The sequence below is a fragment of the Pedobacter sp. MC2016-14 genome (genome assembly GCF_020991475.1).
Classification (GTDB): domain Bacteria; phylum Bacteroidota; class Bacteroidia; order Sphingobacteriales; family Sphingobacteriaceae; genus Pedobacter.
Genome location: NZ_JAJMPA010000001.1, coordinates 862,434 through 873,319, shown reverse-complemented (window position 1 = coordinate 873,319; position 10,886 = coordinate 862,434). Strand labels below are relative to the sequence as shown.

The window sequence follows — 10,886 nt, the reverse complement described above, 5'->3', positions numbered from 1 at the left end:
CCTGACAGGTTATTTATTTCATACCTTCCATTTTCAAACCCTAAAACAAAGGATAATTCATTAATAGTTTTGTTAAATAATGCTAAATAATCCTTGGATAGCATAAAATGTGCTTCTTCACTGTTTTATCCAAAGATTCTAAATTGGATAAATCAGACGCTTTTACAATATCTATTAACGTGTTATTTTTCAATAAAATATTAATGTTGCTGTTGCCAGCATTATATGCCCTGTTTCTAATTACATCAGTAAACACAAAATATCTCGATTCCGCTACAGTAATGTTTAATGTTGCCGCGATATTTTCTTTTAACAGCTGCACCCTGGCCTCATCCTGCGCATCATTTGTGATCTCTATTTTATAGAGGATTCTTTTGGTGAGCATCTCGCACAGTTTAGATAAAATTTGATCGGGATGGTCAACCCATACCTTTACAGAGGCAAAAATATCCTGATCATCCAGCTTAAGGAACTTTTCCAAATGAAGATCAGCGCTAAAAAACGCTTCTTCACGAACATCGTTCTGCAAAAAATGCTGTAAAGCAGGTGTTGCGAAAAGCGTTTCTCCCCGGGCCGATAACTCTTTTGCCCGCTCTAAAATTTTAACCAGCAGTTGCTCGCCGGAAATCACGGTTTTATGCAAATAAACCTGCCAATACATCAGCCGGCGGGCAATTAGAAAGTTTTCAATGGAATAAACCCCTTTCTCTTCTATTACCAGGTCATCATCCACCACATTAAACATCTTTATGATCCTGTCAAAACTAATTACCCCCTCACTAACGCCCGTAAAAAAACTATCCCGGTTTAGGTAATCCATTCTGTCAAGATCAAGCTGACCGGAAATGAGCTGATGTAAAAACCTCTTTTTACAATTTCCTTTAAATATTTCAATTGCCGGCGAAAGTCTGCCACCAAAGGCCGCATTCAGCTTTTCCATAATCAGCATAGAAATATCCTCATGTTTAATCCCGTTAACCAGCGAGTGTTCCAGCGCATGCGAAAAAGGACCATGACCAATATCATGTAGTAAAATGGCGATGGTTGCTGCCTCCTCTTCTTCCTTTGAAATGTCATGCCCTTTTCCTTTCAGTACCTCAATGGCCAGGCTCATTAAATGCATAGCGCCAAGGGCATGATGGAACCTGGTATGCAAAGCACCAGGATAGACTAAATGCGTCATTCCCAATTGCTTAATATACCTTAAGCGCTGAAAATAAGGATGAGATATAAGGTCAAAGACTAGTGCGGAGGGTATATTGATGAACCCATAAACAGGGTCGTTAATGATTTTCTTTTTGTTCAAACTATGTTAAAATATGTTATACGGTACAAAAATTGCTAATTTAATTCATACTTTAGAAAGAGATGTTTCTTTTTAAACTTTTAATTTTTACTATACACACTCCGTAATGCAGGAAACCAAAATTCTATGGGCAGATGATGAGATCAACTTATTAAAACCACATATACTTTTATTAAACGAGAAAGGTTACCACGTAACTACATTTACAAACGGCAACGATGCACTTGAAGCTTTTGGAAAAGAGCACTTTGACCTTGTTTTTCTGGATGAAAACATGCCGGGCATGAGCGGCATTGAAACGCTCTCTGCTATAAAAAACCTTAAGAATGACATCCCTGTGGTATTGATTACCAAGAGCGAAGAGGAAAACCTGATGGAAGATGCCATTGGTTCAAAAATAGATGACTACCTTATTAAACCGGTAAACCCAAAGCAGGTTTTGCTAACCATTAAAAAATTGATTGACAATAAGCGTTTGGTGAGTGAAAAAACGTCAATGGCTTATCAGCAGGATTTTAGAAAATTGGGCATGACGCTAAACGATAAGCTAAGCCATCAGGAATGGATTGATGTGTACAAAAAGCTGATCTTTTGGGAACTGGAGCTGGAGAAACTTGACGACCCGCAGATGCACGAAATCCTGACGATGCAAAAATCTGAGGCAAATACCCAATTTTCCCGGTTTATTGAAGACAATTACCTGAGTTGGGTAAACGGAAAGGGAAAAGCCCCTTTGCTTTCTAATGAGCTGTTAAAGAAGAAAGTATTGCCGCTGATTAACGACACCACCCCTGTTTTCTTTATTTTGATTGATAACCTTCGTTACGACCAGTGGAAAATCATAGACCCTTTAATAAGGGAGCACTTCCGTTTGGATGACGAAGATATTTACACCAGCATTTTGCCTACCGCTACACAATATGCCCGAAACTCGATATTTTCTGGTTTAATGCCGCTTGAAATGGAGAAACGTTTTCCAACCATGTGGCAGAATGACGATGACGAGGGTGGAAAAAACATGTACGAGGAAGCTTTTCTGGCCGATCAGATCAAAAGAAGCCTGCGTAAAGACTGTAAATTCAGTTATCATAAAATATTAACTTATGACGATGGAAAAGCGCTAACTGAACAGGTAAATAACCTGATGCAGAATGAGCTGAACGCGATTGTTTACAATTTTGTAGACATGCTCTCGCATGCCCGTACCGACATGGCGATGATTCGTGAATTGGCAAATGATGATGCGGCATACAGATCATTAACCTTATCCTGGTTTGAGCATTCTCCGCTGCTGGAACTGCTTAAAAAGCTTTCGCAAAAGCAGGTGAAAGTAGTGATTACTACTGATCATGGTACGATAAGGGTAAAACATGCCAGCAAAGTGATTGGGGACAGAAATACAAATACGAACCTACGTTACAAGCAGGGCCGTAATTTAAATTACAATGCGAAAGAGGTTTTTCTGATCAAGAACCCACATGAAGCACAATTGCCAAAAATTAACATCAGTTCAAATTACATTTTTGCGAAGGAAGACCGCTATTTTGTATACCAGAATAACTACAACCAGTTTGTAAACTATTACAATGAAACTTTTCAGCATGGAGGAATATCTCTGGAGGAGATGATTATACCCATAGCAACTTATAGTTCAAGATAGTTTTTCTGATATTTGCAGCATGGAATTTGAAGTCAACCAGCTTTCTGATTTAAAAGCAGCAGCAAACGCATTGATTACACTTGCAGGAAAAAATAAGGAAAAGCTCTTTATTTTTGAGGGCGAAATGGGTGCAGGAAAAACCACCTTTATCAAAGAGATTTGTGCTGCCCTTGGTGTTACAGAAACCGTTTCCAGTCCTACTTTTTCTATTGTAAACGAGTATGAAGGAGACGGTGAGGTCATTTATCATTTTGATTTTTACAGGATCAAAAACCTGCAGGAAGCATATGATATTGGCTATGAAGATTACTTTGATTCTGGGAACATCTGCCTGATTGAGTGGCCGGAAAAAATTGCAGCACTCCTTTTGCAGGAAAATTATATTAAAATTCAAATTAGTATATTAGGGCCGGAAAAAAGAAAACTGCTTTTCACAACAATAAACCACTAGAACAATGTCAACAGGATTACGTGAAGGAATGGCTTCTATTGCACATCAGGGATTGATACAGCCTAAAGAGACCATGTGCGAAAGTGGAAACAAAAGCAATAGCTTGTACATCGGGATCCCGAAGGAAGTCTCTTTTCAGGAAAACAGAATAGCACTGACACCGCTTTCAGTGGCCTTGCTGGTTAGTAACGGACATAAAGTGATGATTGAAAGTGGTGCTGGGGTTGGCGCCAATTTTTCTGACCGTGATTATAGTGAACAGGGCGCAATCATTTGTTTTGATAAAAAGGAGGTCTTTAACGCCGATATTATTGTCAAAATTGCGCCGCCAATGTTGGATGAAATTGCACTGATGCATAAAGGTCAGACGCTTATTTCGGCCCTGCAAATGGGCTCCCTCAAAGAAACCTTCATTAAGGCCCTCCTGGACAAAAAAATAAATGCCCTGTGTTTTGAACATATCCGTGATGAAGGGAATGTATTGAGTGTAGTGCGGGCAATGAGCGAAATTGTAGGCGCAACCTCTATTTTCATTGCTTCAGAATACCTTAACAATGTAAACGGCGGAAAAGGCCTTATGCTGGGTGGTTTTACAGGCGTACCGCCAACAGAAATTGTAATTTTAGGCGCAGGCACAGTGGGCGAATATGCAGCGAGGACCGCCTTATCGCTTGGTGCAGAAGTAAAAGTGTTTGACAGCTCCATTTATAGGCTAAGAAGGCTGCAAAACAATCTTGGAAGTCGTGTTTTTACCTCTGTAATGCAGCCTATTGTGCTGGGTAAGGCCATTACCACCTGTGATGTAGTCATTGGTGCCATTCGTGCTTCACATGGCCGCAGTCCTTGTTTGGTTATGGAAGAAACGGTGAGCCGTATGAAGCCTGATTCTGTAGTGATTGATGTTAGCATTGATCAGGGTGGTTGTTTTGAAACTTCGGAGGTAACTAATCATAAAGATCCTGTTTTTAGAAAATACGATGTCATTCATTACTGTGTACCTAATATCGCATCCAGGGTTCCACGTACGGCTTCTTATGCACTGACAAATATCTTTACCCCAATTCTGGTTGATATAGGCGATATGGGTGGGCTGATGAACGTAGTATGGAACAAACCGGGCATCCGAAATGCCCTATATACCTATCAGGGACACCTGACAAGTAAAGACCTGGCCAACATGTTTAATCTTCCTTTTAAAGACATTGAGCTATTGGTTGCCGCCAACCAGTAAATTTAAATATTCCTGCAAATTATTAAGTGTAAAACACTTCAATTATGTTCAGAAAATTACTCTTTAGCTCCCTGATTTTCTTCTCGGCATGTGCCGTCACTGCACAAAACACAGATTCTTTAGCGCTGGTAAAAGCCAAATGGAACAAGCAAAAAATTGCGCCAAAAATTAAACTGATCCGCTTCCACTTTAAGGAGAAAGAACTTTTTAAGGCAAATGAAAACATCAGTTACCTGGAGATAAAAAACAAGGGCAAATCATCCCGGTTGATCATTGGAGCGGAAGATACGCTCTTAAAGCCTGTAAGTATTTTCGGCGATAAAGCTAATGCGCTAGCTGCAGTAAATGGCTCATTTTTCGACGTTAAAAATGGTGGTGCTGTAGATTTTATCAAGAAGGACGGCCGGGTACTGGCCAACAACCGACTTCTAAAAGACAGTGTACGGGCCATACATCAACGTGCCGCAATTGCGATTACAAATGGAAGATTGCAGATTGAAAAGTGGGACGGCAGCGACAACTGGGAGCAAAAAATAACCGCTGAAAATGTTATGGTAAGCGGGCCGCTCCTGATCTACAACGGAATGGATGAATTGATTAGCCTTACCGATTCTTTTAACACAGTAAGACATCCCAGAACTTGCATCGGCATTAAAAATAATGGCAAGCTAATTATACTTACCGTAGATGGAAGAAATAGTAACGCTGAGGGAATGAGTTTGCCGGAGCTGACTAAAATAATGCGCTGGCTGGGTTGCAAGGCAGCTATAAACCTTGATGGAGGTGGCTCTACAACTTTATGGGTAAAAGACTTTCCAAATAATGGTGTAATCAATTACCCTTCTGACAATAAAAAATGGGACCATGAAGGCGAAAGAAATGTAGCCAACGTTATTCTATTACAAAAATAAGGCTGATATATTTGCGGGAGATTGTAAAAAACATGGGAAAAGTAAATCGTTTGCTGATCATATTGCTAACGGGAATCAGCCTTGGGGGCTGTAACAATGCACCTAAAAAAAATGGTGATAGCACTGAATTGAAGAAGCTGGATTTTACAGCAATAAAAGGGATTAGGTACACGGAAGTAAAACGCAGGTTTAGTAATGGCCTTTCCTTTGATACGCTGGGCTTTCAGCAAGAACCAAGCTGGATTGTGGAGTTTTATTCCAACGACACCATTATGGCCTACAGTCCGCAGAAAAAAATCATGCAGCCCTTTCATCTTCTTTACGATCATGGAGATGTATATAATTTTGCAAAAGAGTACTTTCGTTTTAAAAAGATCAGTAAAGACAGTCTTGTTTTTCAACGCCTTCAGGTCAACAATAAAGAGATCGCAAAAGACATCCGTTCTGATGTAAACATTACATACTATGCAGATGCCTACATCAAAGATGTACTTCACACTACGGCAGAAGAACTTCAGCGCCCTACGGCTGCTGATACGGCATTTATAAAAGAGCGGTCGGAAGTATCAAATCGCAATCCGGGAGATATAGACAGTGCATTCGCGGCCAGGCAACCGGTAGAGCTGATACCACTTAGTAAAGCAGTTTCGATAGAAAAACTGAGCTCGGTAGATGTATTGAATGGGAAAACACAGGCATACGATTATTTGTATCCCCGCTACAAGATTAAAATACAAAATGCATACAAAGATTTTGCATATGAATTTACGGTAATTGTAGATGCCCAAGGCCGGATGTATCTAGGTAAATTCTGGGGAGAAATCCCTGAATACCATGAAGTACGAAAAAAAGTACTCCAGGGAATTATAAAAGTTTATCTGGAAAATTTATTTAAAATTAAACCCGGCACCACCTTAAATATGCCTCATTCCAGTGAAATCACTGTTTTAGTAACAGGAAAGAAAGGCGTTTAAACACCCATCAAAATTTATATTTACCAAAAAATGAAGCATTTGCATTTTATAAAAAAATAATTACTACCTTGCACACTTAATTTTTATAATAACTAATACAATGCAAGAAGGAACAGTAAAATTTTTTAATGTAACTAAAGGTTTCGGATTTATTATCCCTGCAAATGGCGATAGCGAAATTTTTGTACATTCAACAGGCCTAATCGATGAAATCCGTGAAAATGACAAAGTAGAATACGATGTTGAAAGCGGTAAAAAAGGTCTGAATGCGATCAATGTTAAAGTAATCTAGAATTATTATAACCACTAACGCGTACAAGCTTCCTAACTTAGTTGGGAAGCTTTTTTTTGTGCCTATGCTTTTGTACTTTTATGATTATGGAAGATAACTATGCCCTTCTAGTTTCCAGGATCAATGAGTTTACCCGCAAGTTTTACCTCAATAAACTTCTGCGTGGGCTTATTTATACCATTTCATTACTCGGCGCCCTCTACCTCATCGCCTTTACCGCAACCTGGTCCATTCAACCTTCTGTTGCGACCAAAACCGTCTTCTTTTTCTCTTTATTAGCCATATTGGCATTTGGCCTTACATTCTGGATCTTAAAACCAGCAGCAGCACTGTTTAAATTAAGCAAAAACATCAGTATTGAAGAGGCCGCACAGTTGATTGGCGCTCATTTTTTTACAGTTAAAGATAAATTGGTCAATACATTACAGCTTAAAGCGCTTGCAGACCAGTCGCCAGGAAATAATTTGCTCATTCTTGCCGGGATAGATCAAAAAATAGCTGAACTGAAACCAATCCCGTTTACGAGGGCAATCCAGCTTCAGGACAACAAAAAATACATCAGATACATCTTTATCCCATTGTCCATTATCTTGCTCATTGCTTTGCTGGCACCTGCAGTTTTGAGAGATGGAACCCATAGCTTTGTACAATATAACAGGGAAATACTTCCTGCGGCGCCCTTTGATTTTGTGCTAAAAAATGAAAATACGCCGGTAGTTCAGGGTGATGACCTTAATCTAAACCTTGAGCTGAAGGGAAATGAATTGCCACAGGAGGTATATGTTACCGAAGGCTTAAACACTTACAAACTTGAAAAAGAAAATATTAGCCATTTTCACTATACTTTTAAGAACATTCAAAAAGATAAAGTATTCCGCTTTTCTGCAGGAGGCTTCAATTCTAAATCTTATGAAATTCAAGTAAAAGCCCGTCCGGCAATTACAAATGTTAGTGCAGAATTCAGGTATCCCGCCTATCTTCAAAAAAAGAATGAAATCCGGCAAAACGTAAGTGACCTTCTGATCCCGGAAGGAACGGTTGTAACCTGGAAAGTACATACCGCAAACAGTAATGAATTGCTTTTTATTCTGGACCAGAAAGCAAATATGTTAAAAGTGAATGGCGATGAATCTACTTTTAGCGCCAGGGTGAGAAAAAATTCTTCCTATCAAATCTCACCCAAAAACAACATTTTGGTGCAATCAGACTCCCTGGTTCATCAAATTAACGTGGTTGCAGATCAATACCCTACCATTTCTATTGGCCAAAGCGCGGATTCTTTAAGTAGTAAAGCGCTATATTTTAATGGAGCAATTGCAGATGACCATGGGTTTAGCAGCTTAAAATTTTGTTATACCCTACAGCAGGATGGCGGCCCTGCTGTTACCTATACCAAAACCATTGCCTATGGCAAGAACCAGCTACAGCATTCTTTTTTCTACTTTTGGGACCTCAATACCGTTTCGTTAAAACCGGGTCAGGCTTTAACGTATTACTTTGAAGTAGCGGACAACGATGGTGTAAACGGGGCAAAGAAAGTACGTTCAGAAATTAAAACCTATCAGGCACTTAGCACGAAACAAGTTGCGGAAAAGATGGAAGAAAGTGCTACAGCCTTAAAAAACAAAATGGAATATACCATTAAACTTGCCAGTGCTTTAGAAAAAGAAAGTAAAAAATTAGCAGAGGGCTTACTGGATAAAAAGCAGATTACCTTTGAAGATAAAAAGCAGATTGAACAACTGCTGCAAAAACAAAGAGACCTTCAGGAAGCAGTAAACGATATTAAAAAGAGGAATGAAAAAAACACCTTTGATAAGCAGGAAAACAAGCAACTAAAGGACGAACTGGCAGAAAAACAAAAGCAAATAGACCAGCTGTTTGACAATGCGCTGGACGAGAAAACCAAGGCATTGTTGCAAAAACTGCAGGCCCTGATGGATAAAAATAATAAAGACCAGACGCAACAGGAACTGTCTAACATGCAATCAGACAATAAATCGCTTAAGAAAGAACTGGACAGAATCCTGGAATTGTATAAACAACTGGAATTTGAACAAAACCTGCAGGATAAAACCACACGTTTAAACGAACTCGCCGCCGAACAAAAAGCCCTGGCTAAACAGACTGCTGCAGATAAATCTGCTGAACCCAAAGCATTAAAATCTTTACAGGAAGCGCAAAATAAGCTCACTGAACAATTTAATGGCCTTAAAAAGGAGATAGAAGACCTCGCTGAGAAAAACCAGCAGCTGGAACGCCCTAATGCTTTTGAAAATCCGGCTCAGGAAACTGAAAAAATACAGCAACAACAAAAGGATAGCGAGCAGCAGCTTAGTAAAAAAGACAAAAGTAAAGCGGCTGAAAGCCAGGAAAAAGCCGCAGAACAAATGGAACAGCTGGCTGATAAAATGAACCAGGAACAACAGGAAGGTGAAGAGAAGGAAACAGACCTGAATGCCCGGGAACTGCGCCATTTGCTGGAAAATCTCTTAAAAGTATCTTTTGAGCAGGAAAAAGTAATGCTTGCCTTGAGAAAAATGAACAGTAATGATCCCTCTTTTACCCCCAACGTTCAGAAACAGCGCGGCATTAAAGACAACATGAAGACCGTAGCGGATAGCCTCTTCTCCTTAAGCAAACGAGTACCGGAAATAGAAAAAACGGTTAATGATGAAATGGAGAAAATCAGGTTTAATATAGACAAAAGCCTGGAAGAGTTGGGAGAAAGACAAATTTCCCTTGCAGCGCGAAACCAGCAATACACCATGACAGCCGTCAATAACCTTGCCCTAATGTTAAATGAAACCCTGGAGCAACTGCAAAATGCGCAAAAAAATGCGAAAAGTGGAAAAGGAAAGGGTAAAAAGCAAAGCATGCAACAGTTGCAACAAATGCAGCAGCAATTAAACAAGGCAATGCAACAAGCCAAAGACAAAATGCAAAAAGAGGGCAATAAAGGTTCCGCTCCAAAAGGCACTATGGGACAGGAATTTGCAAAAATGGCGCAAGAGCAGCAAATGATCAGAGAGGCATTACAAAAGATTAACAGGGAGGACAATAAAAACGGAACCGGAAAAATGGGCAATTTGAACCAGACCATTCAGGACATGAAAACCACTGAAATGGAACTGGTAAATAAAAAAATTGAACAGGCAACACTGAACCGCCAGAAAGAATTACTCACAAAACTCCTTGAAGCAGAAAAAGCAGAACAGGAACAAGAACAGGACGGCAAGAGGGAAAGTAAAAGCGGAAAAGCATTTCCACCCTCTTACCAGAAAAAAATTACCGAGTTTAAAAATCAGCGGCAAAATGAAACTGAATTTCTTCAAAAACTACAGTTGAATTTAAACGACTATTATAAGAATCGGATAACAGAATATTTTAAATTACTAAATTCGGCCCCATAATCTAAGAACATGGGCAAAATTGCAATAAATTTCTATACTGAAGATGTTTCTTATACCCTAAAACATAAGCGGGGAATAAGACAATGGATTTATGATGCCATTATTGCCGAAGGCTATCAATTGGGCGAGCTTAGTTTCATTTTTTGCTCAGACGAGTATTTACTGGCTATAAACCAACAATACCTCAATCATGACACTTATACCGACGTCATCACTTTTGATAACTCAGAGGAGCTTAAAACGATTACAGGAGATATATTTATCAGTATACAGCGAATCCAGGAAAATGCGAAGACTTTTAAGAGCAGCACTTTTCAGGAACTTTGCCGCGTGATGATCCATGGCACTTTGCATTTATTGGGATACCCCGACAAAACAAAAGCAGCAAAAATTGTGATGACTCAAAAGGAAGATCACTTCCTCTTATTGAACACTTATCTAGCTTAAGCGTACCTGGTCCGGAGCAAACGCACAGAGAACGCACAGAGAACGCACACAGAACGCACAGAGAACACACACAGCCTGTGCGTTTGGCCTGGGATTAGTGTGCCTTTGGTTTGGCTTTGGCGTGCTTTTGCTCCCCTTATGGTTGGGAGGAATCCTGAAAGTGTTTGCAACACGTCATTCGTATACCTAATATCGCAGAGT

9 protein-coding genes are annotated in these 10,886 nt (G+C 39.7%); 8 read left to right on the top strand and 1 reads right to left on the bottom strand.

The genetic code is table 11. The annotated features are described in order from the left end of the window. Positions 1-82 precede the first annotated feature (82 nt). Positions 83-1,306 carry an HD domain-containing protein gene (locus tag LPB86_RS03655; RefSeq protein ID WP_230641185.1) on the bottom strand — a complete coding sequence of 408 codons (1,224 nt, stop codon included), beginning with the start codon at positions 1,304-1,306 and terminating at the stop codon, positions 83-85. A 106-nt stretch (positions 1,307-1,412) separates the two neighbouring features. Here LPB86_RS03655 and LPB86_RS03650 point away from each other — a divergent pair, with 106 nt between their 5' ends. The 8 genes from LPB86_RS03650 (at position 1,413) to ybeY (ending at position 10,685) form a co-directional block, all read left to right on the top strand. Then, entirely contained in the window at positions 1,413-2,966 is a 1,554-nt protein-coding gene (locus LPB86_RS03650) for a bifunctional response regulator/alkaline phosphatase family protein (RefSeq protein ID WP_230641184.1), read from the top strand. Between the two features lie 19 nt (positions 2,967-2,985). Next, positions 2,986-3,417: a tRNA (adenosine(37)-N6)-threonylcarbamoyltransferase complex ATPase subunit type 1 TsaE gene (gene tsaE / locus LPB86_RS03645; RefSeq protein WP_230641183.1), complete on the top strand. Its 432-nt coding sequence runs from the start codon at positions 2,986-2,988 to the stop codon at positions 3,415-3,417. A 4-nt stretch (positions 3,418-3,421) separates the two neighbouring features. Further along, complete coding sequence (locus LPB86_RS03640; RefSeq protein ID WP_230641182.1) at positions 3,422-4,648, top strand: alanine dehydrogenase; 1,227 nt, start codon at positions 3,422-3,424, stop codon at positions 4,646-4,648. Between the two features lie 44 nt (positions 4,649-4,692). Next, positions 4,693-5,559: a phosphodiester glycosidase family protein gene (locus LPB86_RS03635; RefSeq protein WP_230641181.1), complete on the top strand. Its 867-nt coding sequence runs from the start codon at positions 4,693-4,695 to the stop codon at positions 5,557-5,559. A gap of 32 nt (positions 5,560-5,591) precedes the next feature. Beyond that, positions 5,592-6,533 carry a hypothetical protein gene (locus tag LPB86_RS03630; RefSeq protein ID WP_230641180.1) on the top strand — a complete coding sequence of 314 codons (942 nt, stop codon included), beginning with the start codon at positions 5,592-5,594 and terminating at the stop codon, positions 6,531-6,533. 100 nt (positions 6,534-6,633) lie between these two features. Next, positions 6,634-6,825 (top strand): cold-shock protein, encoded by a 192-nt coding sequence (locus LPB86_RS03625; protein ID WP_008241764.1) that lies wholly within the window; start codon positions 6,634-6,636, stop codon positions 6,823-6,825. An 86-nt stretch (positions 6,826-6,911) separates the two neighbouring features. Beyond that, entirely contained in the window at positions 6,912-10,238 is a 3,327-nt protein-coding gene (locus LPB86_RS03620) for a DUF4175 family protein (RefSeq protein WP_230641179.1), read from the top strand. A gap of 9 nt (positions 10,239-10,247) precedes the next feature. Further along, a complete protein-coding gene (ybeY, locus tag LPB86_RS03615) occupies positions 10,248-10,685 on the top strand; it encodes an rRNA maturation RNase YbeY (protein ID WP_230641178.1) in 438 nt (145 codons plus the stop codon). Positions 10,686-10,886: the final 201 nt, after the last annotated feature.

What these genes read in the sequence shown, in the direction of transcription:
- LPB86_RS03650 (WP_230641184.1), top strand. Translation starts at nt 1,413, where the DNA reads ATGCAGGAAACCAAAATTCTATGGGCAGATGATGAGATCAACTTATTA.
- tsaE (WP_230641183.1), top strand. Translation starts at nt 2,986, where the DNA reads ATGGAATTTGAAGTCAACCAGCTTTCTGATTTAAAAGCAGCAGCAAAC.
- LPB86_RS03640 (WP_230641182.1), top strand. Translation starts at nt 3,422, where the DNA reads ATGTCAACAGGATTACGTGAAGGAATGGCTTCTATTGCACATCAGGGA.
- LPB86_RS03635 (WP_230641181.1), top strand. Translation starts at nt 4,693, where the DNA reads ATGTTCAGAAAATTACTCTTTAGCTCCCTGATTTTCTTCTCGGCATGT.
- LPB86_RS03630 (WP_230641180.1), top strand. Translation starts at nt 5,592, where the DNA reads ATGGGAAAAGTAAATCGTTTGCTGATCATATTGCTAACGGGAATCAGC.
- LPB86_RS03625 (WP_008241764.1), top strand. Translation starts at nt 6,634, where the DNA reads ATGCAAGAAGGAACAGTAAAATTTTTTAATGTAACTAAAGGTTTCGGA.
- LPB86_RS03620 (WP_230641179.1), top strand. Translation starts at nt 6,912, where the DNA reads ATGGAAGATAACTATGCCCTTCTAGTTTCCAGGATCAATGAGTTTACC.
- ybeY (WP_230641178.1), top strand. Translation starts at nt 10,248, where the DNA reads ATGGGCAAAATTGCAATAAATTTCTATACTGAAGATGTTTCTTATACC.